Annotated in this window: 40 protein-coding genes, 2 tRNA genes and 2 pseudogenes; 13 read left to right on the forward strand and 31 right to left on the reverse strand. The window is 38.8% G+C overall.

The annotated features are described in order from the left end of the window. Positions 1–33 precede the first annotated feature (33 nt). From LW139_RS15980 to LW139_RS16125, 30 genes and pseudogenes are all read right to left on the reverse strand, one after another. Positions 34–1263: a phage major capsid protein gene (locus LW139_RS15980; RefSeq protein ID WP_247851232.1), complete on the reverse strand. Its 1230-nt coding sequence runs from the start codon at positions 1261–1263 to the stop codon at positions 34–36. 15 nt (positions 1264–1278) lie between these two features. Beyond that, a complete protein-coding gene (locus tag LW139_RS15985; RefSeq protein ID WP_247850229.1) occupies positions 1279–1884 on the reverse strand; it encodes an HK97 family phage prohead protease in 606 nt (201 codons plus the stop codon). Continuing rightward, positions 1874–3103 carry a phage portal protein gene (locus LW139_RS15990; RefSeq protein WP_247850230.1) on the reverse strand — a complete coding sequence of 410 codons (1230 nt, stop codon included), beginning with the start codon at positions 3101–3103 and terminating at the stop codon, positions 1874–1876. The genes LW139_RS15985 and LW139_RS15990 overlap by 11 nt, the downstream gene beginning before the upstream one ends. Beyond that, on the reverse strand, positions 3093–3254 hold the full coding sequence (locus tag LW139_RS15995; RefSeq protein ID WP_247850231.1) for a hypothetical protein: 162 nt from the start codon (positions 3252–3254) through the stop codon (positions 3093–3095). The genes LW139_RS15990 and LW139_RS15995 overlap by 11 nt, the downstream gene beginning before the upstream one ends. After that, positions 3251–4981 (reverse strand): terminase large subunit, encoded by a 1731-nt coding sequence (locus LW139_RS16000; protein WP_247850232.1) that lies wholly within the window; start codon positions 4979–4981, stop codon positions 3251–3253. Before LW139_RS16000 ends, LW139_RS15995 begins: the two co-directional genes overlap by 4 nt. Continuing rightward, positions 4978–5472 (reverse strand): phage terminase small subunit P27 family, encoded by a 495-nt coding sequence (locus LW139_RS16005; RefSeq protein ID WP_123822424.1) that lies wholly within the window; start codon positions 5470–5472, stop codon positions 4978–4980. The genes LW139_RS16000 and LW139_RS16005 overlap by 4 nt, the downstream gene beginning before the upstream one ends. A 182-nt stretch (positions 5473–5654) precedes the next feature. Further along, entirely contained in the window at positions 5655–6002 is a 348-nt protein-coding gene (locus LW139_RS16010; protein ID WP_247850233.1) for an HNH endonuclease, read from the reverse strand. Positions 6003–6065: 63 nt separating this feature from the next. Next, positions 6066–6431, reverse strand: a complete 366-nt coding sequence (locus LW139_RS16015) for a hypothetical protein (RefSeq protein ID WP_247850234.1) — start codon at positions 6429–6431, stop codon at positions 6066–6068. Positions 6432–6632: 201 nt separating this feature from the next. Then, on the reverse strand, positions 6633–7019 hold the full coding sequence (locus LW139_RS16020) for a hypothetical protein (RefSeq protein ID WP_247850235.1): 387 nt from the start codon (positions 7017–7019) through the stop codon (positions 6633–6635). Positions 7020–7432: 413 nt separating this feature from the next. Beyond that, positions 7433–7564 (reverse strand): annotated as a pseudogene (locus LW139_RS16025) (lysis protein); the annotation flags it as partial. Between the two features lie 247 nt (positions 7565–7811). Continuing rightward, positions 7812–8342, reverse strand: a complete 531-nt coding sequence (locus LW139_RS16030) for a hypothetical protein (RefSeq protein WP_247850236.1) — start codon at positions 8340–8342, stop codon at positions 7812–7814. 2 nt (positions 8343–8344) lie between these two features. Continuing rightward, positions 8345–8503 carry a hypothetical protein gene (locus LW139_RS16035; protein ID WP_247850237.1) on the reverse strand — a complete coding sequence of 53 codons (159 nt, stop codon included), beginning with the start codon at positions 8501–8503 and terminating at the stop codon, positions 8345–8347. Continuing rightward, positions 8485–8955: a lysozyme gene (locus LW139_RS16040; RefSeq protein WP_247850238.1), complete on the reverse strand. Its 471-nt coding sequence runs from the start codon at positions 8953–8955 to the stop codon at positions 8485–8487. Before LW139_RS16040 ends, LW139_RS16035 begins: the two co-directional genes overlap by 19 nt. Beyond that, complete coding sequence (locus LW139_RS16045) at positions 8955–9224, reverse strand: hypothetical protein (protein ID WP_069367018.1); 270 nt, start codon at positions 9222–9224, stop codon at positions 8955–8957. Before LW139_RS16045 ends, LW139_RS16040 begins: the two co-directional genes overlap by 1 nt. Before the next feature lie 147 nt (positions 9225–9371). Beyond that, a complete protein-coding gene (gene psiE / locus LW139_RS16050; RefSeq protein WP_063109078.1) occupies positions 9372–9779 on the reverse strand; it encodes a phosphate-starvation-inducible protein PsiE in 408 nt (135 codons plus the stop codon). Between the two features lie 83 nt (positions 9780–9862). Continuing rightward, positions 9863–9940, reverse strand: a tRNA-OTHER gene (locus tag LW139_RS16055). A gap of 339 nt (positions 9941–10279) precedes the next feature. Next, entirely contained in the window at positions 10280–10420 is a 141-nt protein-coding gene (locus LW139_RS16060) for a hypothetical protein (RefSeq protein ID WP_419775812.1), read from the reverse strand. A gap of 7 nt (positions 10421–10427) precedes the next feature. After that, positions 10428–10640 (reverse strand): transcription antiterminator/RNA stability regulator CspE, encoded by a 213-nt coding sequence (gene cspE / locus LW139_RS16065; protein ID WP_041701226.1) that lies wholly within the window; start codon positions 10638–10640, stop codon positions 10428–10430. A 313-nt stretch (positions 10641–10953) separates the two neighbouring features. Beyond that, a complete protein-coding gene (locus tag LW139_RS16070; RefSeq protein WP_247850239.1) occupies positions 10954–11337 on the reverse strand; it encodes an antiterminator Q family protein in 384 nt (127 codons plus the stop codon). Positions 11338–11364: 27 nt separating this feature from the next. Next, entirely contained in the window at positions 11365–12390 is a 1026-nt protein-coding gene (locus tag LW139_RS16075) for a DUF968 domain-containing protein (RefSeq protein ID WP_247850240.1), read from the reverse strand. Continuing rightward, positions 12387–13190: a KilA-N domain-containing protein gene (locus LW139_RS16080; RefSeq protein WP_223672903.1), complete on the reverse strand. Its 804-nt coding sequence runs from the start codon at positions 13188–13190 to the stop codon at positions 12387–12389. Before LW139_RS16080 ends, LW139_RS16075 begins: the two co-directional genes overlap by 4 nt. Before the next feature lie 18 nt (positions 13191–13208). Next, positions 13209–13595, reverse strand: a complete 387-nt coding sequence (locus LW139_RS16085) for a RusA family crossover junction endodeoxyribonuclease (RefSeq protein ID WP_247850241.1) — start codon at positions 13593–13595, stop codon at positions 13209–13211. Positions 13596–13657: 62 nt separating this feature from the next. After that, positions 13658–13828, reverse strand: a complete 171-nt coding sequence (locus LW139_RS16090) for a Lar family restriction alleviation protein (protein WP_115349545.1) — start codon at positions 13826–13828, stop codon at positions 13658–13660. Next, positions 13828–14220, reverse strand: coding sequence for a hypothetical protein (locus LW139_RS16095; protein ID WP_159242324.1), 393 nt, complete (start codon positions 14218–14220; stop codon positions 13828–13830). The genes LW139_RS16090 and LW139_RS16095 overlap by 1 nt, the downstream gene beginning before the upstream one ends. Beyond that, positions 14217–14855 carry a phage N-6-adenine-methyltransferase gene (locus tag LW139_RS16100; RefSeq protein WP_247850242.1) on the reverse strand — a complete coding sequence of 213 codons (639 nt, stop codon included), beginning with the start codon at positions 14853–14855 and terminating at the stop codon, positions 14217–14219. Before LW139_RS16100 ends, LW139_RS16095 begins: the two co-directional genes overlap by 4 nt. Further along, positions 14852–15973, reverse strand: a complete 1122-nt coding sequence (locus LW139_RS16105; protein ID WP_159242322.1) for a replication protein 15 — start codon at positions 15971–15973, stop codon at positions 14852–14854. The genes LW139_RS16100 and LW139_RS16105 overlap by 4 nt, the downstream gene beginning before the upstream one ends. Positions 15974–15982: 9 nt before the next feature. Then, the gene (locus LW139_RS16110; RefSeq protein WP_247850243.1) at positions 15983–16162 is read right to left on the reverse strand and encodes a DUF4222 domain-containing protein; all 180 of its coding nucleotides are present in this window, start codon (positions 16160–16162) and stop codon (positions 15983–15985) included. Continuing rightward, positions 16152–16331 (reverse strand): hypothetical protein, encoded by a 180-nt coding sequence (locus LW139_RS16115; RefSeq protein ID WP_109395845.1) that lies wholly within the window; start codon positions 16329–16331, stop codon positions 16152–16154. Before LW139_RS16115 ends, LW139_RS16110 begins: the two co-directional genes overlap by 11 nt. 88 nt (positions 16332–16419) lie before the next feature. Then, positions 16420–16878 carry a YmfL family putative regulatory protein gene (locus tag LW139_RS16120; protein WP_135022262.1) on the reverse strand — a complete coding sequence of 153 codons (459 nt, stop codon included), beginning with the start codon at positions 16876–16878 and terminating at the stop codon, positions 16420–16422. Positions 16879–16916: 38 nt separating this feature from the next. Next, positions 16917–17144, reverse strand: coding sequence for a helix-turn-helix domain-containing protein (locus tag LW139_RS16125; protein ID WP_036900931.1), 228 nt, complete (start codon positions 17142–17144; stop codon positions 16917–16919). Between the two features lie 95 nt (positions 17145–17239). Between LW139_RS16125 and LW139_RS16130 the strand changes: the two genes are divergently transcribed. The 10 genes and pseudogenes from LW139_RS16130 (at position 17240) to LW139_RS16175 (ending at position 23431) form a co-directional block, all read left to right on the forward strand. Next, entirely contained in the window at positions 17240–17914 is a 675-nt protein-coding gene (locus tag LW139_RS16130; protein ID WP_247850244.1) for an XRE family transcriptional regulator, read from the forward strand. Positions 17915–17978: 64 nt separating this feature from the next. Continuing rightward, positions 17979–18539: a hypothetical protein gene (locus LW139_RS16135; protein ID WP_247850245.1), complete on the forward strand. Its 561-nt coding sequence runs from the start codon at positions 17979–17981 to the stop codon at positions 18537–18539. Further along, on the forward strand, positions 18536–19291 hold the full coding sequence (locus LW139_RS16140) for a DUF1828 domain-containing protein (protein WP_247850246.1): 756 nt from the start codon (positions 18536–18538) through the stop codon (positions 19289–19291). The genes LW139_RS16135 and LW139_RS16140 overlap by 4 nt, the downstream gene beginning before the upstream one ends. A gap of 241 nt (positions 19292–19532) precedes the next feature. Beyond that, entirely contained in the window at positions 19533–19736 is a 204-nt protein-coding gene (locus LW139_RS16145) for a hypothetical protein (RefSeq protein ID WP_247850247.1), read from the forward strand. A gap of 326 nt (positions 19737–20062) precedes the next feature. Then, entirely contained in the window at positions 20063–20437 is a 375-nt protein-coding gene (locus LW139_RS16150; protein WP_006533955.1) for a hypothetical protein, read from the forward strand. 65 nt (positions 20438–20502) lie between these two features. Then, complete coding sequence (locus tag LW139_RS16155; protein ID WP_099660098.1) at positions 20503–21330, forward strand: YfdQ family protein; 828 nt, start codon at positions 20503–20505, stop codon at positions 21328–21330. Between the two features lie 58 nt (positions 21331–21388). After that, the gene (gene ssb / locus LW139_RS16160; protein ID WP_100160156.1) at positions 21389–21886 is read left to right on the forward strand and encodes a single-stranded DNA-binding protein; all 498 of its coding nucleotides are present in this window, start codon (positions 21389–21391) and stop codon (positions 21884–21886) included. A 73-nt stretch (positions 21887–21959) separates the two neighbouring features. Next, entirely contained in the window at positions 21960–22670 is a 711-nt protein-coding gene (locus tag LW139_RS16165) for a hypothetical protein (protein ID WP_211838185.1), read from the forward strand. A 46-nt stretch (positions 22671–22716) separates the two neighbouring features. Beyond that, positions 22717–23189, forward strand: a pseudogene (locus tag LW139_RS16170) (SAM-dependent methyltransferase). A gap of 53 nt (positions 23190–23242) precedes the next feature. After that, the gene (locus tag LW139_RS16175; protein WP_099660096.1) at positions 23243–23431 is read left to right on the forward strand and encodes a helix-turn-helix transcriptional regulator; all 189 of its coding nucleotides are present in this window, start codon (positions 23243–23245) and stop codon (positions 23429–23431) included. A gap of 76 nt (positions 23432–23507) precedes the next feature. Here LW139_RS16175 and LW139_RS16180 read toward each other — a convergent pair. After that, positions 23508–23584, reverse strand: a tRNA-Arg gene (locus LW139_RS16180). A 190-nt stretch (positions 23585–23774) separates the two neighbouring features. Here LW139_RS16180 and folD point away from each other — a divergent pair. The 3 genes from folD (at position 23775) to fruK (ending at position 26446) form a co-directional block, all read left to right on the forward strand. Then, positions 23775–24647 (forward strand): bifunctional methylenetetrahydrofolate dehydrogenase/methenyltetrahydrofolate cyclohydrolase FolD, encoded by an 873-nt coding sequence (gene folD, locus LW139_RS16185; protein ID WP_109409607.1) that lies wholly within the window; start codon positions 23775–23777, stop codon positions 24645–24647. 3 nt (positions 24648–24650) lie between these two features. Continuing rightward, positions 24651–24863, forward strand: a complete 213-nt coding sequence (ybcJ, locus tag LW139_RS16190; RefSeq protein ID WP_109409606.1) for a ribosome-associated protein YbcJ — start codon at positions 24651–24653, stop codon at positions 24861–24863. Between the two features lie 641 nt (positions 24864–25504). After that, the gene (fruK, locus tag LW139_RS16195) at positions 25505–26446 is read left to right on the forward strand and encodes a 1-phosphofructokinase (RefSeq protein WP_109409605.1); all 942 of its coding nucleotides are present in this window, start codon (positions 25505–25507) and stop codon (positions 26444–26446) included. Positions 26447–26551: the final 105 nt, after the last annotated feature.

Raw genomic sequence — 26551 nt, forward strand, 5'->3', positions numbered from 1 at the left:
TTAAGCGGTGACTGTTTTATCACTTGCTAATGCTTATTTCGTGCTACTGGCACCTTTACCTACTAATGCCTTAATAGCAGAAGTATCTTCAAGCACACAATCGAAGCGATGGAAAGCTAAGAAAGCTGTCTGATCATATTCTGCGTAACGTTCAACTAAACGCTTTAGAGTCATGTAGGTCACACGACGTAAAATGAATCGGTCAAAGTCACCGCAGAAGATGAATTTTTTACCCGCTTCCATTTTGTCGATCGCCTGATCAACTACATACTGCATACCTAAAATTTGTGCAGGGGCAACACCTGAAATGGATGGAAGCCATAAAGGGCGTTTTTGAGCATCTTCCATTAATTTTAGGTTTTTCAGTGTGTCATCATTAAAAGCAAGACGGAATTTAGGGCTATTACGGTAAGCGGGGTCAATTGCATGCTCTAATTCGGTAATATCTTTCCAACTTAATGAGGCACCAGCGACATCAACAGTATTAGTCACCGCTGTTTCCAAGCCTAATGGTTGTACAGGTGATCCCTTGCCTGTGCCTTTAATTAAATATTTTGCTTCACCACGGCCAATACGTTGAGCAATGCGTTTTGCTAAATAGGCTTGAATATCCACACCACTATCTTGTAACAACTCATTGGAAACACGAATAATTTTTGATGTGAGTTTTTTAGCCCCTAAAATGGCAGTACCAAACTCAACATCTTGTTCACCTGCTGCGGTGTTTTCGCCCAACAATTCTCCTTCTTCATCAGTTCCATCGGATGTTGACCAGGTAATATCTTGGCCTGTTGAAGTTGGTAAGATTTGAGCCACACTTGCAATACCGCTATAGGCTTTCATTTGGTCAACAATTTTATTTAACATCTGAGTAGGAACGGTATAGCCACCTTTCTCATCGGGCGAAGTACCCTGTGCACGAAGTTCTTTGACCGCTTGACGTTCTTCTGCAGTGAGTTCACCGAAACCACAACGCAGGAAGCGATCAAACGCTTGATTACGGCGCTCTGCTTGCTCTGTTTCAGGGTTATTCGGTTGTTGGCCACGCTGTTCTTTCTCTTTGTCATCAACCAAATCTTGATCTAATGAGCGTAGTTGCTCTTCACGCTGAATCTGAGCATCTAAATTTTCAAGTTCAGTTTGCGCTTTATTCCATTGAGTGCGTTGCTCTTCAGTCATTACACCATCACCCACTTTTTCGTGAATGGCGCGCATATCAATCGCGATAGTGTTACGTTTTTGTTTTAATTCATGAAGCTTCATAGTCATAGTATTACCTTATGCATTGAGTAAAGTCATAAGACGCTCACGCGCCAATTTTTGATTAATTGCTTTTTGAAGATCGCCACTGTCTCTGGCTTCTTTCCATGCATTCATTGAGCGAACCGCAGAGTCTGCATCTTGATATGCCGGATAGGTGACAGGGCTAACATCATAAAGTCGAGAAAACCGTGTTATTTCACGAATAACGACACCCTCATCATCTTGGTACCAATCCTCACCATCTCTGGCTACACGGAAGGCAAAAGAACTTTGGTTGATATCGCCACGTTGCATCGGTGCTAATACTAAATCACGAATAGTTTGTGTATCAGGTGCCGTTATATCGTAAACAAGTCCACGTTCATTGACGCTAAGCGACAAGGTTCCTGCTGTTGTTCGCCCTAAAATATAATTCGGATCGTGATTAAATAACCCGCGAACATCATCATTGAGTACATCATCAAACGCCCCTGGTTTAATAATTTCACGAAATCCATAAATCAGTTCGGATCGGGAGTCGAAGACAGAGCCTAAACCCACGATATGTGTCGGCTTATTTTCCTCTCCCGCCTCTGCCCGAACCTCACCGACATAACATCGTGTTTCTTTTTCATTGCTCATCGTTATCCCCTTTTTGTTCTTCGATATTTTCACCCGCAGGTTTGGTGGCATTAACGCTCACTAACATTTCATCAAGACCATCAACAGGATTCATATCCTCAAAGGCACGCGCCTCATTACGGCTCATCCAACCATCTGTAATCGCAAAGTGGTAGAAATCAGCACGTTCTTTTGGTGTTCCACGTAGTAATCCCGCTAAATTAAATCGCACATAAAAGCCAGCCGTTCGCTCTTGTCGAGTAAACAAACGTCGGTTTAATTCCTGCTCCCAGTTCACCACCCACGGCATGATGGTATGTCGTACAAACTGGATGGATTGCTCTGAGATGTTTGAGAAAGTAGCTTTTTCGAGGTCGTTAATCATGTGAGCCGGCACATTGAAGATCCCTGCAATCATTGAGCGATTAAGTTTCAACATATCAATCAGTTGTGCATCAACAGGAGAAACAGTCAGCGCTTTGTAATCCAGATCCGCAGGTAAAAGCATGGTTTTATTTTCTTGGCTTCGTAGCATTCGGGAAGCTTTTTGCCACATATCTTTCAGTCGTTCCCATCCAGCTGTTTGTAACTCACCTTTTACTGAAACAATCCCCGCAGGACGAGCATTCCCCCCAAAGAAGGAGCTAGTGTACTTCTGCCCACTCATTCCCATGCCAATGGTTTCCGCATGTTGAATGATGGGGCTAATTCCCATTCTTTGATTGTTCCCCAACGCTCGAATATGGATCATGTCATCAGGACTAATGGCAAAATTACCCAATTCGTTATAAACGCCATACGTATATCGACCACCGGTATTAAGCAGTGTCGTTTCCCACGGCATACAAGCTTCTAAATTTGTCACCTCGCCTTTTCGGTTACGAATCACTTGGGTATAACCATTTCCCCAACCCAAAACATGACGCTCTTTTGTTTCACGCCATTTATAGCTGGTTTGCCACTCGTTAGGCTCATCATGAACTAAATAAAACAAAGGATGATCACGCGCAGTTTCTACCCTATTACCCGACTTTCGCATTACATGCAGTGGCATCTGGGCAATAGACGATGAAAGCACATAAATACAGGCGTAAACGGCGGCTAACTTCATTGATGTTTCAGGACTCACATACACATCAGCCGTAAATAATCCATCATTATCAATAGAGTCGGCAGTAATCGGTGTATTAGGGTTCTCTAAACTGGGTGATTCATTGCGAAATAAAGCATCAATTAGCACGCTTCCCCCTCATGGCTACCGCCAAGGCATAAGTTATTGCAATGCAACCACCGATAATCAGCGTGTTAGCAACACCATATTTTAGATAACACCCCGCCAGAACCGCACTAACACCAGCCAATGCAGTAATATCAAGTAATAGATTTTTCATAGGAATAAAAGGTCTTCGTTAGGATCTAAAGAGGAAAGGAAGTCACGCTCTTCATGTAGCATTGCTCGCCCAATTGCCATAATTAATGCAACTGCACCGTCAATTTTGTTCTCGTTCTGCTCTTTAATGGGCCTCACCACATCGTCATTGCCTGGTAGATATTTACCAACCACATTCCCCATACACCATGTCATAATCGGATTACCATCATGGTGAAAGCGCCCAGAGGCAATTGCAGCTTCAAGCTCTTTCATTGGATCTGACATATTTGTGTAGTTTTGAACGATTGTGATAGGGGTTAGCCCTTCATCAGCTAACTGATGCGATAAGTTAGTTGCTCCATGAGGGTCAATTGGGCTTTCACTAATGGGTGTGTTGAGGTTATCTGTTATTGCATCTTCCAAAATAACGCGGTAATCAATCTCTGCGCCATCAGTAAGGGTTAAATGCTTTGTTTCTACCCATTTTTTAAATCGTTCTGCAGTACGCTGATTTTCAATATCAGCACTAAAAACTGCATTGTAGGGCACATAAAAACTGGGTGAAATGCAGTAATAATGACGTTTGCCCTCTATTTCACGCGTAAACAACTTTACTCGTGAATTCATATCGATTTTTCTAGCTAAGTCAAGACCTTGATAGCAAGACTGACCTTCAAACATCTCTAACGTGAGTGTTTTATCTTCACACGCTCGCCAACTCAACATGTTAAAGAAAGCCGAGCGAGCAGAAACCCAAATATTTAAATGTTTAGTTTTGAAAATACTGGCTAATCGAGGGTTGTTTTTAGCTCTATTTTGCTGACTAATAAGAAACTCACTATAAACAGAAACCCCCATATTGGGATTAGCTTTCTTCAGTGTATTCGGATCAGTCCAATCGTCTTTTTCATCAACGGTATAAATGACACCAAATAATTCATCATTAGGCACTGTTCCATTGAGCATTTCGATCACTTCACGGCGCTTATCGTAACATGGTCCTTCGATATTATAACCCGCTGTTGTGATAGCCCACATCAACGGCTGACGTCTAGCACCCATTCCTGTTAGCATCGTTGTGTAAAGGGAGTCAGTATCATGCTCATGGTATTCATCCACGATTGCACAATGTGGAGACTGACCATCACCCGGGTCACCAATCAGCGGTTCAAAACGCGCCCCATCTTCAGGGCGATTCATGTTTTTTGCATTAACCTCAATGCCAAATGCCTCGGTTAACAACGGAGTGCGCTTACACATCAACTTAGCTGGTCTAAATACTTCCCATGCTTGTTTTTCTGTCGTGGCACCAGAATAAACCTCCGCACCAAATTCGTTATCACAAGTAAAGCAATACAGCGCAACGCCTGCGGAAATAGCTGATTTCCCATTTTTACGCGGAATTTCGGTATATACTTCACGAAAGCGACGAAGTTTTGTTCCTTTTTGAACCCACCCAAATGCACTACAAACGATAAATAGCTGCCAAGGTTCAAGCGTAATAGGCATTCGTTTAAATGCCCACTCACCTTTGGTGTGTGGCAATAACTGAATAAACTTTGCAGCTTGCTCAGCTAAATCCTTATCAAATCGATAGCGAAATTTTCGCGATTTCTCTTGCGCCATATCATCAATATGTCGCTGGCAGGCATCAATTACATACTGACATACCACAATCTTGCCACGCACCACATCACGCGCATATTGATTTGCCGCATTGACGTTCGGGTAAGATTTACGGCTCATGATGAAATAATCCTCATAAAGGGGTTATCTTGCTTTTTTTGCCCCGCAAGACCAATTAATCGCTGACGACTACTTGGATCTAAACCCAGCATTGCGCCCGTGCGATCCATTTCACTTTCTTGTTCTTTTTTTGTCGTTAAATCAGGGTTTTTTATTGGTCCTCCCGTGGCACCAATTAAGCGAGTACCATCACGCATGATCGCAATTACCGAATTACGCCAAATATGATAGGCGACACACCAACGTTCAAGCACAGCGAGATCAGTAATACATAATATGCCTTGACCACAAAGCTCCTTGATTGTGACTTCCCACATAACAACAGCAAGCTCTAGTTTGTTTTCGGTAAACCAATCTGGTGGCGTCACACCTTTTAATGGTGTGAATACCGGCTCGTCTTTATTGAGCGCTCGTTTTCCCGGATTACCGGCCAATTCTTTTCTGGCGGTAGGCTTCGGGCGACGACCAGATTTGCCCGGAGTGCCAGCCATAAATAAACCTCCAAATCATTCAAGATCCGATACATAAATATGGCTAAACAATTAGCCAGTTTTAATTTCATTTTTCGCGGGTATAAAAATTGACTTAAGGGGGCGGTCCTAGGTGGCGAGAGTGGTAGGGATTTTACCCGCCCCCTCCCCTATGAATAATAGGGTTGCTTTAAGCTACGGAATTATTTCCCTTCCCTTGCTGTCTTAGCTCTATGACACGGCCAACACAGGCTTTGTAGGTTATCTTCTGCATCGGTACCCCCATGCGCCTTAGCAATGATATGGTCAACCGTTTTTGCTTCAGTGGCTCGTCCTGCTTTTAAGCATTCCTGGCACAGATACTTATCACGCTTGAGTATATGAGCTCGCAGTTTATCCCACTTTGTACCATAACCACGTTGATGACGAGACTTACCACGCTGGTGCATTTCCCATCCTAGGTTCTGATGATCTTCACAGTAACCGTTACGTTCGGTTGTTGTCTTGGCGCATCCCTGTTTACGACATGCGCGAGGTATGCGAGGTGGCATGTTATTTCCTATAATTTAAAGAAGAGAATAATACCCTTTATTGAACATAGGGTATTTTCACCTTTACTTCTGACTGCACCACGTTCTGTTATTTAGTTCACTCACAGCTTGTGCCCACGCTTGATGCTGAGTTTCCATTGCTTTCTTAAGCTCAGTGATAGCAATATCTTGACTATTGGCTCGCATGCGTAAATCTGCTAACTCAGCCTTAGTGTCCTGTTCTAACTGATAACTAACAGCTACATCTTTTAGCTCAGCAGAATTAATAAAAGCGTCTTTGATAAATAACTTACCAGAGAACTGTGGTGTTAATTTAGGCTTTACACCCGTACCTTGCATCAGTTGTTTAATGCGAGTGAGTTGTTCTTCTAACTTATCTAGCTCACTTGTATCTACTGAGACTTTTAATTGAATAGTGTTATCTGACATATCTATCTCCAATAAAAAAACCACCAGTTATTAACTGATGGCTATCGATACAAACTCTATCAACGCCACTCAATGAATGACGTTTGTAGAATTAAATATGTTTATGTCTCTCCATAATAAGAAACGGTGATAATGCGACGAATTAAAAAGCCTCACTATTAAGTGAGGCTGTATTTATTTGAATAGATAGGGTTTTATAAACTAAAATTCATTAGCGTATGGGAATTCAATACCTTGAACCATTTTAATCATATAATCTTCATCTTGCGCTACATCCATAGGATATGCTGAAGTATCGTCTGTTGACCAATCGTCTCTCGTGGAATTAATCACAGGAATAAAGTTATACAAAAATAATTTATTCTCCAAACAAAAAACCACGAAATAATTGTCTCGACCTAAAATAGGATCTTGTTGCCAATGACCAACAGGACCAACAGACTTTGGAAATGAACGTCGAATAACAGAAATAAGTAAAGCACCTTGATAATATTCTCCAAGCGGAGTACGTACCATCCCCTTAATTTGGTCTGACGTTAATTCAACATACTCTTGTGTATCTTTTCCATCATTTTTAATAGTTAACATATTCACTACTCCTTTAGTGTTTATTATGAAGTTATCTTAACCTCACACTTTCATACCTTTAATCACTTAAAGGTACTGTTTAAATATACATTACTTATTGTTTATTGATCTAAGAACTGTCCCAATAGTAAATAATCTTCGTCATGCTTTTTTTCTAAAAAATAGCGTTGATTATTAATAGATTGCCTTAGTAGATATTGGTAACTTATTGTTTTCACGCATACTAGTGAAAGCCCTGTGGGAGCCCAAACTCACAGGGTTATTTTTATATTGCGTTTTTTATTTAGGTAAGAAATAGGTTAATCAGAATTATCAATCTGGTATATATACTTACTTAAGCTATAGTAAGCAAGTATCGCTATACTTTGATTAATATCTTGCTAGTTTGCCCATGCACCCATGCTGGGCTTTTTTTAGTTCACACACTCCGTTTTAATGTAATCCTGCAATCCCAATATTACTTGCTCTGATTCTGCAATTCGCTCTCAGAATAACCAATAATTTCTGATTGTGGTGTTAGTAGGTCTGATGGTGGTTGCATCATCACGTATCACTACGCTACCTTAATCACTTACGGCTTCCCCGTCAGCCTGATGAAATCAACCATCCTTTCTACAGATACAAAAACACCAGCTATTAACTAGTGGCTATGAACCTTTACAAATATAAAATGGCTATTATTTAAGCAACGGAGTACGGTTGATGTTCCAGTGAAGAGCGACCTGTTCACTTGGGCAAAATAATAAGATCCATGTTATCTAAAACATTCAGACCCCCATTAAACCCGCGGGTCTATTTTTTTACTTTCTTCGCTTCAATTTCCCGTATTGCTTTTAATTGCTCATTAGCTTTTTCTATTGTCGATAACAAGGAAGGTATCCATAATACCACTTGGCAATATGTTAAAGTTCGGACGGTAGAGGCACTAACACTGGTTGAGTCAATGTCTTGGGTATCTCTATACATTGACCGTAACTCATAGGTGTGCTTGAGCACCCCATCAGTAATATGTTGAGGAACAAGCAAATCACAAGTCGGCTCTTTTTTAAGGATCGTTCTATATTCAATGATTTTCTCCTGTGATTTTGCATCTACCTGAATGCCATAGCGGTAGGCTGTAGTCGCTATTTGATTAAATCTATTAAATTGAAATATCTGATCACTTAACAGCTTTGAGTAACTATTATTTTCTTTTGTTAATTGCTTATTCTCTACTATTAAATTATCTCTTTGAGTAATGATATCTTGTATGATGTTGGCAATATAACCACCAGCGACAATTCCTACCATTACAATGACAATGTAAAGTTTCCAATGTTTCATAATTAGTACCGACGATGTGAGAGAGCTATCTGACAACGCTTGTCTAAGCTTGCTTTATCGTTAATACATGAATTATCAATTGAGAGATAAATGCCACCAGCGACTGTGATGAGTAATGCGAGGATAAAGCTGATAATGATGATTAAAGATTTCCATGACATAGTGCTGACTCCGCATCTCTACGACTGACTAGCCCTCGCCATACCTTTCCACCTGCATAAACCCATCGTTTCATTTCTTCACAAGCGCCATACTGATCGCCTGCGTTTAATTTCTTTAGCAACGTAGAACGTGCAAAAGCTGTGGTACCCACATTAAAGGCAAAAGAATATAGAGACGCTTTTGTTTTATCATCCAGCGGTACTTTAATCAGGGTATCAACTTGCTGCTGCGTTCTAATAAAGTCTTTCTGCAGTAATTCGTCACACTCTTGCTGTGTATATGTCTTACCTTGAATGATGTCATTTCCAGTGTGGCCATAACAAACCGTCAGAATTCCAGCAACATCACGGTAAGGCTCGTAACGAACACCTTCAAAGTAACCAATCACTGTTATCGCAATACTTACCGCACCAGCACTCGCAACTGCAGCTACCTTTTGTTTTAGGTTCATTAAATGTCCTTTTTAGCTTTAGTTAGCATCTCGCCAACTATCTTTTCTATGTCTTGCGGATCGCTAGAACAATTTCGATGAACTAATTCAGCAAATAACGCTGTTCGTTTTCGTTGTTCTCGCCATGTCATCAGATAAGTTGCTAATCCAAGGAGCATGCTGAATCCCATCCCTATTACAAATCCCCATTCATAAAGTGAGAGACTTGCAAAAAAGGCAGTTAAGCCAGCTGTTCCGTAGGTAGCATTGGTCAATTTTTCCATGCGCATAGTCACCCCCTACGGAGTGTCCGAGTTTAGTTAAAGAGATACAGATACACAGTTTTTATGTGAAGTAATCAGTATGTGATTGATACTATGATCTACGTATATAAAAAAAGGCCGCACGTGGCGACCTTTTAAATGAGATACTTTAGCTTATTCTGGCTTCAATCTTTCTGCATTAGCAATATACAATGCAATAACTAGAATAAGGATTGTTCCTGAATATACGATAAGTAATTGCGGATTTTTATGTTCAACAACAATAAGTCTAATTACAGCTGTGATAGCGATATAAATAAAATATTGTAATGGAAAGTGATAATTTGATTGAAAGTATTTAATAATTAAGGCAATAAACTCAAAATAAAGAAAGTAAATGATAAGTCCATCAACTAATAAATAAATTGAAACTGGATCACTAACTGTAAACAACAAATTAGCAAGAATAATAGTTTCTTTAACTAAAAAAATTATTAAAATAATTGCAAGCAATATCAGGCCAACACTACTAATCCATTGTAAAACTCGACTAATTACTTTTGTTTGATTTAGTCCTGTCATAATAACTCCTAAGAGTTTATGCCCCTAATATCAAGTTTTCTATAGATTAAAATAAAAAATAGATGAGAAGCTTTATATTTAATTGGGCCGCCATCAAGGTATCGAACCTCGACTTTTAGTTTAAATAAAACTAAATACTCTCCCAGTTAAGCTAATGGCGGAATGAATTTACCTGAACCAACGAACTATCATAAATGCAACTAAGAGCAATAAAGCAATGATAATTACATTCCGTAAAAAAGCGGGGATTAGATGTAATAGCGCAGACCAATTCATAGGCATCTCCTTAGGAAATCATTCCTTTAGATACCACATCTATTTTCGATAAAAACTTGCAAATGCAAGGTTTGCTGTTGATAGCAATGAGGTATGTTTACTCTTCTAAGTTTACCACACACTAATGAATATGTACGTTTTAAAATATAAAGGGATCATCTTTAAATTTAAGCAACAAAAAAACCCCGCCAAAACGAGGTTTTATATATTCAACTATTTAACGCTTAACTCATTTGAGCAGCCATCACAGCCTTACAAAAAATACATTTTGCACCGTGTGGATTGTTCACTGTAACATCAAATTGTGATGTTCTATATTGTGAACCGCTACAACAAGGACATTTAAAATAGAGGCGAATAGTAATAGCGCCTTTAGAGAGCCACCACGTTGCCTGCTGCTGGACCTTTCATACCATTTTCAATGGTAAATGAAACTTCTTGGCCTTCCATCAGGGATTTGAAGTCATCACTCTGAATTGCAGAGTAATGTACAAATACATCTTTACTTCCATCTTTAGGAGTGATGAAACCAAAACCTTTATCATCGTTAAACCATTTTACTGAACCAGTCATTGTATTAGACATAGAATTTCCTTTAATTTCTTTAATTTGCCATAAGGCATATGAGGGTTTGTTTTTTATTTTTACTTATGGGAATTAATTAGAAGGAATTCGCAATGAAGTGGTATCGAGGATAACGCTAAACGGTGAACAACTTTAAACTGACTAACATAAATAGGCCTGTACTTCCAAACCAGTGATGTCATTAAGCCATAGATAAACTCAGATAGCAAACTTTATTTTATATATAAAAACCCCGCAAAAGCGGGTTTATAAGTTGGCTGACCTTGATGTCACTCTTATCACAATATCATCATTTTTACGATCGTAAAGCGCGTTATGTGACTTTTTCTATGTATCGATCCATTTCTAAGGAGACATCTAACATCATTAACATACCTTCTATTATCCCTTCTGCTTTTTGCAGTTTTTTTCCTATGTGAGTATCAGAACAATTGTGCTTGTTAGCCAGTTGCATAAATGTCATTCCGAATAAATAGTAATCAAGCAATAGGTCATGCATCTCACTATTCTTTTTATTTAATTGCGCCATGCAACTAGAAATAATTATTGCATCGTCTTCACAACATTGAGGACGTGCTTTAACTTTACTTGGTATTAATCCACTAAATCCCGCAGCAACCGAATACCATTGGACCGACTCTGTATTATCTGCCGACCACGCTCCCCAACGCGATAAAACTTCCTGTATATCTCTCATGCCTATACCCCTCGTGCCGTACACACGTTAAATAAATGCACCGATACCTAATGAACGGTTTAAAAAATGAAATAACAATTCGAGTTGATTGCCGTGAGTGACTTCCCATTGTTTTGGGTCGCGGTGTAACTCATCATGATGTTGCCGACATAATGGAATAGTGAATAAGTCGTGAACTTTCGTTCCCATTCCTCCCATACCATGGCCAATGATATGATGTGGATCATCAGCTTGTTGTCCGCAAACACAACAAGGCTGTGTTTTTACCCATTGAAGCCACTTGGTATTTTCCCAACGTTGCATTTTAGGTTTAAGAAGAAATGACGCTGGTGGCTCAGGATCAACCGCAACTTTAATAACCGGCTTTATGGCATCTAACCGCTCATTCATTGCAGATAATGCTGTTACGTTGCTTGGGATAATGTCAGCTTCTGGAAAACCACCGTGAACTCTGCGTTCTTCTTGTTTATCTGACCAATTTAAAATCTGGCGCAATATCGCTTCGGGTAATTCATCAACCAAGCTATGCATTACTGCAAATGAGAAAAAATCAGGTATCGTTAGCTGGTGGCCACTATCTAATCTCAACCGAAAACGAATAGTGTCTAACATCCAATTAATACGATTTTTATGAGCTAATTCAGCAACCCACCCTGCAGATGAATGACGAATATGGTTATCATGATGCCAACAGGTGCGGATCACGCCTGCCTCGTGAAAGGTCGTCACTAACTCATGGTGATGATAATTATCTTCATCGTTATCAATCTGACAGCATTGAATATGACGGATAACCCACGTATCCATCGGTGATACTTTATCGATGGTGTGGATCACTTTTTTGTTATTGAGAAATTGGATGATGTGCTTATTGTTTAAAATAGGCTGTTCATCACCCGTTAATGCACCAGAGGGCAACACATCTAAACTTTTAGGCACATCACTGATAATCACACGATGGTGCTTTTTAAATTGCTCGAGTAATTCAGCACCTGGTTTAAGCAACACAATCCCCAATTCTTTTTGAATATAAGGCGTTAATAATAATTTCATGCACTCACCTGTTTATTCAGCATCACCATGCGGATCAGCTCATCCGTTTTACTCTCAAAGAAATGCGGTTGGGTTTCGCGAGGATTATTAGGACTGGTCATGTTCTTCCCAAACTGACAACCTCTAGCCGTAACAGACCAAAACTCTTTCGTTTTGCTAGCAGTTTTCGTGCTTGGGCGTGATAAACGCTCAACAATGCCTAGTTCGGCTAATCGCTTATAGGCTTGCTGTGCTGAAATAGGTAGGTTGTGTTTGTTGATCAGCGTTGATAATGCAACTGTTGGACGACTTGAACCATCCATAGATCCACTTGGTGCATCAATCGCATAAACAGGGGCTAACTCAGGTAATCCCGCCATGGCCTGTAATTTTTGATAAGCCCCTAATTTTGATGAATTCGAAAAATTTAAACTTTTAGACATTGACTCAAGCAGTATTACACCCGCTTGAACCTTATCACTGAGTTTCTCTTGGTGCTGTTGTGACATTAAAGCATCGAAGGTACGGATCACTTTTAAATGAAAAGAAGCACTGATCCACATTGCGTAGGCATACACTAATTCTTTGCAAACATACGTCCCTTGGTTATATCCACCAGCGACTGTCACAATGGGCGCTCCTGTGATCTCAGGAGCGGTCGAAATTTCATCAATTAACTCTTTGGTTTGAGCCAATGAACTCCAGTTCGATGGTTGATGGCGCTTTTCACCACCCGATACTCGATGTAAATCATTTAAACAATAGCGACCGGCTACATCTCTACGAACCTGAAAACCATCAATAACAATTAATCCATTCATGCTATTTCTCTCCACGTTTTACTCGTGACCGTACATCACGCTTTTACTATGCTGACGAATGGTTATTTCAAGCTTCCCGCCTTTAATAACGTCCATCCATTCAACATCCATTTTTTTAATCTGTTTATCATCCACCCATACACCCGCATGAGTAAGCGCATCAAAAGGTGCCTTTAAGAAATTATCAATATCTCTAGCCTGCTTAGTTGGTGGATATAATTTCACTGAAACAACCACATCACTCTCAATGGCTTTAGGTCTACGCTTTAATTGTTTATAGACTGATGCAATAGCATTTGATCTAAAGACCCGCCCTTTGGCACTGACTAAGGTTCCTCTCTTTGTGTTTCGCCAATAGGTGTTCACGCTAGGTGGAAATGGTAGTGTTAGGGTTAATTCAGGCATAAGTACCCCGCAACCCAATCAGTAATGTCACAACGAACCAAAAACCAACGAACAACATGTATTTAGTTAGCATCGTTTACACTCCTTTTATCCCAAGCCTTCATAGCTTCATCCGCATTATTAGCAATAGGGCCTCTTGCTCCACATTTCTGACAGCGAGTGAATGTATTGATCATCACTTGCATGACTTCTAGTTTTTTAGAGTTACAGAATGGACAGCTTTTATTGTTCATTAGTGATTACCTCTTACAGCTCTCACTAATGAGTCATACGGCTCGGTTGGTAATTTACCCATGAGAGCAAAATTAGAGGTGGCGTGTTTTACCCATTTGATAGTTGGCAAAGCGCATTTTTTAGCCTTCTGAGTATTCAGCTTTTCAATGTAGACTGACTCACCTGATTTACGTGATTCTGTTATTACTGAATAAACTCTTTCTGCCTCTTTAGTTACTCTGTAGCGTAATGGACGTTCTTCGCTAATTCTGACTAATGCACCTAAAGTCCAAAGGTGTGCCAACGCTCTTGATGCGCCAGCTAAATTAGTGTCTAAATCACGAATAACAATGTCGCGATTAACTTCTTCACCCACTTTGTACAACGCTAAGATTTGCTCTGTAATTTTCATGCAACACCTTTCGATACAAGCCATTTAGCCTGTTCAACAAATGTTTTACCGATTTGCTCCAACTCACTACGTTGAATGTAATCCATTGGTTTGCCATTCCACGTTTTATCAAATATCACGATAGCGCCAGCAAACATTGCTCCCGTTGGTACTTGGTTTTCATCTGCTGGAACAAACCATTCCGGAACATCAAAACCAACACGACCGCGAATAAAACAAATATGATCCGCTTCTTCACACCACCATGTTTCACTTGTGGCCACTTTCAACAAAAAAACGTAGCGCCCGCCTTTTTCACGCATTGCTAACGCATGATTCATAATGTGGCGAACACCAGTAACAGCTTGTTTTTCATGATATGAACTACGTGAGTACGGTGGATTAGCGAAAGCAGAACCACCAATTTCCTTGAGTTTTTCCGACCAGTCCTGAGTAAGCGCGTTATCCTCAACCGTGTAGAAATGAGGGCATTTGCTGTTTTGTGCATCAGTAAATAGATCTAGCGTGAACGGCCCATAGAGTGAATTGATACCCCAATACAGGTTTTCAGGTGTACGCCACTGATCGCCAATTTCTTTTAATTTGTGAGCTGATTGGCTTTTCAATGTCTGTAATTTCAATGCGTAATCAATCATTGCTGAGCCTCCTGTGACATTTCAGTCGCTTGCTTCCAAATGCTGTTCCATGCTTGGCGACCAGAAAACTCACTCATACGGCGAATACCTGTCTTACCTGCTAGTTCAAGCGCAATTTCTTCAATACGGTTTTGAGGTTTAGAACGAGAACCAATTAAGCGTGAGAATGCACTGTCACGTTCAACGGTATCAACTTGAACCTTTGGCTCATCCTTTGGTTTTTGACTACGAACGATCAGCTCATCAAAGTGTTTACGTAATTTACGAGGGCTTAAAATGTTTTGGTGCCAGAATGAATCTTTGTTAGCCCAGTCGAATAATGCACAAATTTGCTCATGAGTACGTCCATCAATTTGGCGCATCAAACGAATATCGTTAGCCCAGTCATACCAAGTAGGCTCTAACGCTGATGGATTCAGTTTTTTAACACGACCAAACATCCATTTTGCCGTTTTTAAATCACCTTCATCACCCCATTTTTGAAAGTTAGCGCTGTAAATCACGGCTTCTGGATAACGAGTTAAAAAATCATTTTTCGGCTGGTCGCTGGATTCGTTAGAATTCTGCGACGAAAGGTCTTTAGTGATCTGTAAGTTTTTATCTGAGTTAAGATCTGTATAAAGATAGGATTCCTCACTTTCGACGTTTCCATGATTCTGCATTTCTGCGGTTTCCATTCCGCAGTTTCGACGTTCCGATTCCTCGCTTTCGACGTTTCCATTCCTCAGTTTCGACGTTTCAGAAATGGACGGAAAAATCATAGAGATAAGTTTATTACCATCTATCTTGTAGTGAGTAACGGGTGTGCCGTTGACCTTTTTTGTTTTAGTCTCAATGACACCGGGAAAATACTTTTTACGTAATTTATCAACGAGGCGTCGAGCCTGTTCTTCACCTGAAAGCCCGTGAATCTCTTCTGCCAGCTCTTCATGGCTTTTATAGAACCAACCATCATCTGCACTAGATGACACGCCAGACCAGAAGACAAGTTGATTTAAAATTGCAGACAAGGCATGAGCTTGCTGATCACCCTTGAAAAAATCCAAATATGGAACAGGAATAACAATGACGTTTTTCTGCCCTGACATGGCTTGTACAACATCAAAAATAGTCGTCATAGCAACGCCTCACTTAACTCTTGTGTATTTTTCTTTAAATCGTTGCAAGGGTTCACATTGCGGATCGTCACAACCATCAAGCATAAAAATGACACGCTGTTTTTCTCTGTCATAACGAACAACATGAACAACGATACCCCTGTTATTTTTGTAGTAGCGATCAAGTTGGTTTGGGTTCTCATTGTTCATTGCCCGCCCTTAAACCATGTTTTGAATTGAAATCATCTACAAGCCAACGCATAAATTGGTAGTTTGTTTCTTCATAGCCTTCTGGTACTTTAATTTCATAGACAAAACGACCATCACGCATTGAAGCCCGTACTTGCGTACGGCATGCTAAGTTTGATAATCTACTCATGCTAATTTCTCTTCACACAATTGAAATTTGCAAACCGAAGCCAGCGACCGTACATCGTTGGCTTCACCCTTTCTGGATATAGCCATCTTTAATTTCTCTTTTGATGTAACGAAACAAACGCATTCATAAATGTGCGGATCTGTGAAATTAATCCATCCAACATCATTTTTATCTTTCGCTCTTCTTCGTTATCAATAACGCCATCAGCCAAGCTATCTTTCATGAATAAAGCTAAACGCCCCTGCATTTCGTCAACACCACTACGCAGTACAAACAATTCCGTTTCATCCAGTTCCGCAGGACTAATTCTGTCAACGAGTAAACGATTTGATTCACGAGCGACAAATTCAGCAAATAAAACGGTCTTAGAAATATCTTGCATCGCTAACAACTCGTTTAAATCAAATGAGCGACAACCATTTTTCTCATAAAGCTTGTTGTTGAATGATGTTAAAGACAGACCTAGTGCTCCAGCCATTGCCTCGCGTCCACCAGCTGTCGCTTCACACATTTCTTTCACTACCTGTTTTATTGATTGGTTACTCATTTCCTACCACCATTGATAATTTCTTGTAGTTAACTGCTTTAAACGGTTTTGCTATTTTGTTGTTGATAACGATGTGGGTATAAGATCTCTAACTCAGTTATTTTCCCACGATAAAAAGCTGTTAATTTTTCAGCCAGTTCCAAAGAAGCTGTTTGAATACCTCTTTCTAATCGTGAAAGATTTCCTACATCACAATTAATGGCATTAGCCACTTCTGAAATTGTTAGGTTTAGCTCTACCCGAATTTTCCTTAATGGTGTTTGCATATAGCCCCCTTAAATGCGCTATACGCATATTATCATAGAATCAAATATGCGCAACACGCTTTGTGTTGTACGCATAAATAAAGTTGAATTGAGGAATGAAAATAGGAACAAGAATTAGAGAACTGAGAAAGAAAAAAGGATTAACAATCCTTCAGCTGGCCACCGCTATTAATAGCGATGTGGGTAACATTTCTCGCCTTGAAAGAAATATACAAGGCTACACAGAAAACACTTTAGTAAAGATAGCTGAAGCACTAGGTGTATCTGTTGCTGATTTATTTACTGAAAATTCACCAGAGCCAGATGAAATCAAATTTATAGGAAAAGTGCCCTCAGGAATGGTTCAAGTACGTGGTGAGGCGTTCTTAGGTGTTGATGGTGCTGTTGATATGATTGAGGCTCACAATGGATGGCTGAAGATATACAGCGACGACGTTGATGCATACGGACTGAAGGTTAAAGGCGATAGTATGTGGCCACGCATTCAATCTGGTGAATTTGTTGTCGTTGAACCAAACACCAATGTCAGATCTGGTGATGAAGTATTTGTTCGCACCGTTGAAGGACACAATATGATTAAGATCTTCAACAAGACAAGAGATGGTGACTACCAGTTTACCAGTATCAATAACTCACATAAGCCAATAACTTTATCTCCAGGTCAAGTTGATACTATGCATTATGTATCAGCTATCGTTAAGCCTACAAAATATATTGATAAATGCGAAAGTGAAACAAAACTAACCCTTGTTCCACCATTAGTTGACTAGTCACAATGGCCTGACGACACGTTTTAGGGTGTGGTTTTAATTAAATATTAACGGATGACTAATAGTGGCAAAGTGTACTGATTATCAACCTAGCCAAGTAGAAGTTGACAATGTTCTATACTGTGAAAAGCACATTGATTTCTCTGGTATTAGTTGGACGGAAAAGCCGCCCCCAAACAGGCCGCTTTTATGGCTTCAAATGAATATTTTGCCATTAGATAGTGATGGAATACCGTTGCAAGGATTAAATATTTTAATCCAATGGAAGCCTGATCATGAACCGAAGCAAGATGGCGATGAAAAATTTCCAAAGATAAACATCGTAGCACTTTATAACAAAAAAAGAATATTTGCAGTTGATAGCTATCCATTTGATGGACATACGAATAGATATAAAGTAGATCACCCTGACTTTGTAAATTATATTTTAGGCGCTCACTACCATGTTTACTATGAAGAGGCTGGGCGCTATAGTGAAGTAGGATTCCCAATTAAAGAAGCTATAAAATCAGATGATATTAGAGGGTTTTGGCAGTTTTTTTGTAAGCATTTAAATATAAAATGTACAGGTGAACTCCCTATACCTTTAGAAGATATATCTGGACAAATAGGATTGCCATTATGATGTGCTCAACAGTCATATCTAATCTTGGTTTTGAGTGCCACCCTATCGGTGCTGAATTACTGAGAATCATCAGCCCATTCACTTTCTGTGATGATGGGGAGCATGTTGGCGCTTTCGTAAAAGAAATTAATGGTAAATATCTTGTAAGTGACCGATGCGACGCGCTAATGAATATGGAGGCAAGGGGCATTTCACTTACAAAAAAAAGAATTGATGAAATACGTAGCTTTATAAGCCATCAAGGCGCAGAGCTTAACGACAGAGGTGAAATTGTTAGTTGGGCAACAGAAGATACAGTTGGTTCAGCTACATCCAATGTAATCAGAGCTGGAATATTAGCCTCCACCTTATCTATTGACTGGCATCAATCGGTCAGGGTTGAGAAATTTGAAAGTGAAGTTATAGATTATTTATATCACTCCAGCTTAAAAGATAAGATTTTATTGAGGTCTAATGTATTAGGAATGAGCGGACATAACATAGTCATTCCAGTAACAGTTAATACCGAAGAACCAAAGTATCTTTTTACATCTAGCGTAAAACAAGGTGGAAGTTGGAATAGTGCATACTCTCTACTCGGTAAACTAATTGATCTAAAAAATGCAAACGCTACATTAAATAATCGATATGTCGTTGTTGATAGCGAATCAATTGGCGCTCAAATGCAACAACTGTCTCTTTTATTTAATGAAATAAGCCATGTCTTACCTTTTGCAAAAAGAGATAAATGGATATCTAAACTAGCAGCATAACTCTCACCACCCAGCCCTCCTCTCGAGGGCTTTTTTGTACCATCTCCCCCTCCAAAGAAGTGATCTGCATTCCAATCTGAGATTTTTAAAGACATAAATAAAAAGTCAAACGGATAAAGTCCGTCCATTCCTATTTTGACAAAAACAATATATGCGCTTGACGCATTTGCGCACAATGCATATACTAAATCTATAAGATAACAATCGTTGATGAAAAATGAATTGAATTGTAGGAACTATCATGACAACTGAACCAGTAATCATACCGCCAGCTAATTTCACTGATGCAGATGTTGTTGATTGGATGGAAAAGAAACTATCGTCTATCAAAGTCCTCGGTGAGTTAAACGCAAGACGTGAAGAGCTGGTGGATAAACTAGCAAAACTGGATGCTGAAATAGCAGAGTACGCAAATAAAAGTGCTATTCAGACCCAAAGAAAATGATTTTTATGTGTGAAGAGAACGTGTGAAGAGAAACAATGGCTGGCTGAGTCTTAAACCATTAACGGGGGTGTGGTGATAATGTTCTGCTCAGTCAGCCATTTTTATAAAGTTAGTTTTATAACCAAAGAGCGTGGGCGTGAAAAAAAGTAACCTGCAGTCAGCTAGAAATCCGAATCCCAATCGGGCTGATGAAACCACAGGTGGTCCGCTCTTTTTGATTATGACTCTAGCAATAAGTAAGGGTGCTGGCATTCATCCATGACAGTCCATATCAGGTAGCTAGTGCCCTTTCTTATTGTGTGAAGTGATAACGTGAGGTTATAGAAATGAGCCAAGAAGATCGTAAGACAAATGTTCCCGACTTTCTTTCCGAATTGGACGCTGGCGTTTTTGAAAATAAAGTCTCTGCTGTTTTAAATGATGTGGCTTTAGGCGTTTTAAATAATGGTGGAAAAGGCAAGGTCACTATTGAATTAGATATTGCTCGCCTTAGTAATTCAATGGAAGAAAAACGAGTTGAAATAACTCATAAACTTAAATTCTCTGCACCAACACCACGCGGAAAACGGGCTGAAGAAGACACCACCAAAACGCCAATGTACGTGGGTAAAGGTGGTAAGTTGACCATTATGCAAGAAGACCAAGGTCAATTATTTTCTTTGCAGGGTCAGCCCGACGGGAAATTAAAATCCGTTAATTAGTTTCCTTATTTTTAATTAAACCTATCCATTTAATTTAATGCTTTTAAATAAGTAGGAGTTTATTCATGTCTCAATTAGACGGTAATGCTATTTCGCAAATTCAAAATATGGCGGTGGCTTCATTAAGTCTCGATGCAATAGAGAAGTCTCTTTGCCCTGCCATTGTCCTTCCTAATGACTTTAAAGTAAGTAGTTTAGAAAACTTACAAGAAGGTCGCTTCCGTTTCCGTGGTGAAATGAAAACAACAAGCATCAGTGATTTTGTTAAATACTCAATCAAGAATGCAATTGATGAAGGTGTTAGCTGCTTTATTGATGCCAATGAAATGAGTGCCAAAACTATTTTCAATATCGGCACAATTGGTGAGCCTGGTCATGCTGATAATACGGCTCTTGTGAAATTAAAACAAACAGCCCCATTCGCAGCACTATTAAAAATTGATGGTGTCAAACATCGTCAAAAAGAATTAGCGGAATGGTTAGAAGACTGGCGTGATTATTTAATGGCGTTCGATGCTGACGGTAATGTTCTAGATATCAAACAAGCTATTTCTGCTGTTCGCCGTATTACGATTGAATCAACACGCTCTGCTGAACATGAAGATCACGATTTTAGTGCCAAACGTTCAGTATTAGAAAATGTTGAAGCAAGAAGCAAAGATGTTATGCCAACAGCATTCCAGTTCACCTGCACTCCGTATGACGAGTTAAAAGAACGTAACATTAAATTGCGTTATAGCGTACTTACTGGCGGTGATGTTCCTACCTTAGTGCTCCGTATTGTTCAACTTGAAAACCTTGAAGAACAAATTGCTCAAGAGTTTCGCAATCTGCTTTGTGATGAATTCGATGAAAGTGAAATCGAAACATTCATTGGCAAATTTTCAGCTTAATTATTAATTAATCGCCATCTTATTGGTGGCGATATTACTCAAATAGGAATAACTGAAAATGGCTAACGGATCAGTAAACAAAGTAATTCTTATCGGCAATTTAGGGCGCGATCCTGAAATTCGCTACCTGCCTTCTGGTGGTGCTGTTGCCAATTTAGCTGTGGCCACAAGTGAAAAATGGCGTGATAAAAAAACGGGTGAAAATCGCGAAAAAACAGAATGGCATCGTGTTGTTTTGTTTGGAAAGCTGGCAGATATCGCAAGTGGCTATTTGTGCAAAGGCTCTCAAATTTATATTGAGGGCCAACTACAAACGCGCGAGTGGGATGATAACGGCGTTAAACGCTATGCAACTGAAATTGCTGTAAAGGTTGGCGGTTCAATGCAGATGTTAGGCGGTGCTAGTAAATCAGCAGGATCACAACCGGCACAGCAAAACCAACTACCAGCTCAACCTCAAGCCCAAAGTAATCAGCCACCAATGGATTTTGAAGATGATATTCCTTTTGCTCCAATTGGACTTATGTATCCACGATATTTTATTAATATGCTTTAGAAGGGGAACTTTCGACAGTAGATTAGTCACACGGATGTGAGTATGATTCTGATATTTACGCTTGGAACACGCTATGATTACATTATCAGAAAGAATTAAAAGCTTAATTTTTTGGATATCAATATCATTAATATTTTTAATTATATTTGGCATCTTCATTATTGATATATTTGCCACTGATGCACAAGATAAAGAAAAGTTAAGCATTGTTTTTTCTTATTTATCTACAGTATTTGCTTTCTTATCCGCATTGGGTTTATTTACAACAATTATTATTTACTTTAGACAAAGGAAAGACTTGGAAATTTTAGAAAAAATCAAGGATAGAAAATTAACAGAAGCATATTTTAACATATTCAAAAACTACACTGAAAAATTAATAATAATAACAAAGCAATTAATTGAATTTAAAAAATTAATTAATGATGAAAATTGTAGATATGTTGATGTTATTATTGGTGAAAATATATATGCATTTGTAGCATTAGATTCAAAAAATGAACAAATAAGCAATGCAACAATATACGAATTTGATATAGACTCACTATCTCTAATATATGCAAACTCAACATCATCAAACCCAATAATATCTTTAAATTATTATTATTTATATGATTTTAGTTCAAAATCAAAAATAATGATTGACAATTTAATTATTAAAATAAAACAAAGAAATAGCAAGCAAGACGCAACGGAGTTCTTAAACACAATAAATTTAGAAGACTCTCTATTATTCTTATCAGATATAGAGAATGACTTTAAATTATATTTCGACGAATTATAAAACCTTACACTATCAGAGGATTTTATATTTAAGTCCAGAGGATATTATGAAACCGATACTTGATATGTGTTGTGGCTCTCGTATGTTTTATTTTGATAAACAAGATAACCGTGTTTTATTTAATGATATTAGAGCCGAAGAACATATTTTATGTGACGGGAGAATTTTAAATATAACACCAGATATTATTTCTGATTTTAAAAATCTTCCATTTCCTAATAATACATTTTATCAGGTGCTGTTTGACCTCCTCATTTAATTAGAGTAGGTAAAAATAGCTGGATGTTTAAAAAATACGGTTCGTTAAATAAAAATTCATGGAAAGAAGATTTAAAAAAAGGATTTACTGAAGCATTTCGTGTGTTAAAGCCAAATGGAACCTTATTGTTTAAGTGGAATGAAACTCAAATACCCGTTAAACAAATATTAGCTTTAACTAATGAAAAACCAACTGCCGTTCAGCGTGTAGGGAAAAACGATAAAACACATTGGATGGCGTTCTATAAAGGAAATCAGTAAATAATTACCACCAGCATTATTTAAACTGTGTACGGACAGTGTGGAGAGAAAATATGTCAGCACTAATAAAATATATAAAAATGAAAGAAATGGTTCAATTGACAGGGAAAAGCAAAACTACGTTATGGAGAATGTATGCAAAGAGAAAGGAATTCCCAAAACCACAAAAAACAAAAGGTGGTACATTTTTAGGCTGGCCAGAACATGTCTATGAAGAGTGGGTTAGAAGTGAAAAACTGTAATGCTAACTTGACCCGTTACTTGACCCGCATCTCTTGCGGGTTTCTTTTTAAAACCTTGTAACTCATTGATTTTAAATGGTACGCCCTACAGGATTCGAACCTGTGACCTACGGCTTAGAAGGCCGTTGCTCTATCCAACTGAGCTAAGGGCGCCTAGAAGAAATTAGACGTCAGCAATCACTGCTGATAACGGGTGTGAATTATACGTTCAACATTCTGAGAGTCAACGATTTTTCAACGATATCAAACTATATGGTCAAAATATGGCAAGTATTCGACTGACAGATTGCTCTTGATCTGACAAAATAGAGCAATACCGTAATTGAATAATTTGGATGTATAGATGTCAGCAAGAATTATAGATGGGAAATCGATTGCGCAGACCATCAGAAGCGAAGTTGCCGAAAAAGTAAAACAACGTATTAATACAGGAAAACGAGCGCCTGGTTTAGCTGTTATTTTAGTGGGTGATAACCCAGCATCACAGATTTATGTCGGAAGTAAACGCCGTGCTTGTGATGAAGTTGGTTTTATTTCTCGCTCTTATGACTTACCTGATACTACCAGTGAAGCTGATTTATTAAACCTGATCGACCAGCTTAATGAAGATAACACGATTGATGGTATTCTCGTTCAACTCCCCTTACCTGCCGGAATTGATAACGTTAAAGTACTAGAACGTATTCGCCCAGATAAAGACGTGGATGGTTTTCATCCTTACAATGTTGGTCGCCTATGTCAACGTGCACCAAAATTACGCCCTTGTACGCCTCGCGGTATTGTCACACTGCTAGAACGTTGTGATATCCCTATGAATGGTTTAAACGCGGTTATTATTGGTGCGTCAAATATTGTGGGTCGTCCAATGAGCCTAGAGCTCTTACTTGCAGGCTGTACAACAACGGTTACTCATCGTTTCACTAAAGATTTACGTTTTCATGTTGAACACGCTGATCTTGTGGTTGTCGCGGTAGGTAAACCTAACTTTATCCCCGGTGAATGGATTAAACCTGGTGCCATTGTCATTGATGTCGGTATTAACCGCCTTGAAAGTGGTAAAGTGGTGGGCGATGTTGAATTTGAAGTCGCTTCACAACGCGCAGGTTGGATTTCGCCAGTCCCAGGTGGTGTCGGTCCAATGACTGTTGCCACACTTATTCAAAACACTTTACAAGCATGTGAAGAGTATCACGATCCTGAAACAGGAAATAATTAATCAATGGAAACATTTCAATTAGATGGGCACGACTATGTCGAGCTTTGTGATTTATTAAAACTTCAAGGTTGGACAGAAAGCGGTGCTGCTGCTAAAAGTGTCATTGCTGAAGGCTTAGTTAGCGTTGATGGCATAGTTGAAACCCGTAAGCGTTGTAAAATCGTTGATGGAAAAATTGTCACCTTTGGTGAGTTCTCGGTCAGTGTCAGCAAATAATCAGCAAGTCAGTTAAAATTAAAAAGTGCTGCTACCCTAAGTGGCACTTTTTTTCTTTTGAACACTTTTCTTCTTTTTTCCTCTGTTTTTCCTTATTTAATCATCTTTAAAAAAAAGAGATAATCATAACTAATTGAATTAAAATCAAAATAACAAATTTAGTTTAATTTAATTAAATTCAAATCATTATTTTTAGGTATATCTCTTGGTATAATCTCTCCTAGATGTTCAGCACATTATACATTTCATCAAGAAATAGATAAAAAAAACTATGTAAGTTATTATTTTATATATAAATAATACTTTTTAACCATTACTGTAAAACTTCAGCAACAAACCTTTTTGCTGACACTTTTTACTCATTTGTTCATGTTTAAATGCACTAAAATGTGATTTAGATCTAATTTATTTCTACTTTTATTAGGCAAAAGAACATTGTTTGTACTAAATTACACGCTATAATTTGAAACGATTCAGCCCAATGATACAATCTTAGTTGTTATTTTGTGATATTTAGATCTTTTTTGCCCTTCATCTAACAGGAGATTTTATGCTCGGCCTACCCACTCAAGGTATCTCTATCATTGCTAAACAACAGCAAAAAATGATGCCTATTCTTTTATTTAAGGTAAGGAACTAGCATGAAACGCAGAGTTGCGACCATCACACTTAACCCTGCTTATGATCTTGTTGGTTTAAGTAATCCTATTGAACTTGGTGAAGTTAATCGTGTTAAAACAGCAGGCTTTCATGCTGCTGGTAAAGGTATTAACGTTGCTAAAGTCTTAAAAAGTCTCGGCGTTGATGTCACTGTTGGTGGATTTTTAGGTAAAGAAAATCAAGATGGGTTTCAAAAAGAGTTTAGTGATTCAGGTATTGCAAACCGTTTTCAAATGGTTGAAGGCCGTACTCGCATAAATGTGAAACTTACTGAGCCTAATGGCAAAGTCACTGATTTTAATTTTTCTGGTTTTGAAATTACAAAACAAGATTGGACTCGTTTCGTGAATGACACACTAAGCTGGGCTGGTCAGTTTGATATGATCTGTGTCAGTGGTAGTGTACCTTCAAGTGTTGATCTTAATGATTTCACTGCATGGATGACTCGTTTACGCAGTGAATGCATGTGTTTGATCTTTGACAGTAGTCGAGATGCTTTTGTCGCAGGATTAAAAGCCTCTCCTTGGCTTGTTAAACCTAATCATCATGAATTAGAAATTTGGGCTGGCCGGCCTTTACCTGAACTTTCTGATGTTGTACAAGCAGCCCAAGCATTACGCCAACAAGGTATTGCTCACGTTGTTATTTCATTAGGTGAGCAAGGTGCAATGTGGGTAAATGCATCTGGCGCATGGATGGCAACGCCTCCTAAATGTAATGTTGTCAGCACTGTAGGTGCCGGTGATTCTATGGTTGGCGGCCTAATTTATGGACTGATGATGAGACAAACTAGTGAGCATACATTACGTCTTGCAACTGCCGTTTCTGCTCTTGCAGTAAGTCAGACCAATGTTGGTATTCGTGACCGTGAACAATTGGCAAAAATGATGGCAGAAGTAGAATTAACTCCTCTAAAATTATAAGTAATAATACCAGTGGTATATCGAATGATATTAAATAGAGTTACCACTGTTCCAATTAAATATATTAATATCATATTTATAGAAACTCTAAAATAGAATCTCTTA

The organism is Proteus vulgaris, assembly GCF_023100685.1.
GTDB lineage: Bacteria > Pseudomonadota > Gammaproteobacteria > Enterobacterales > Enterobacteriaceae > Proteus.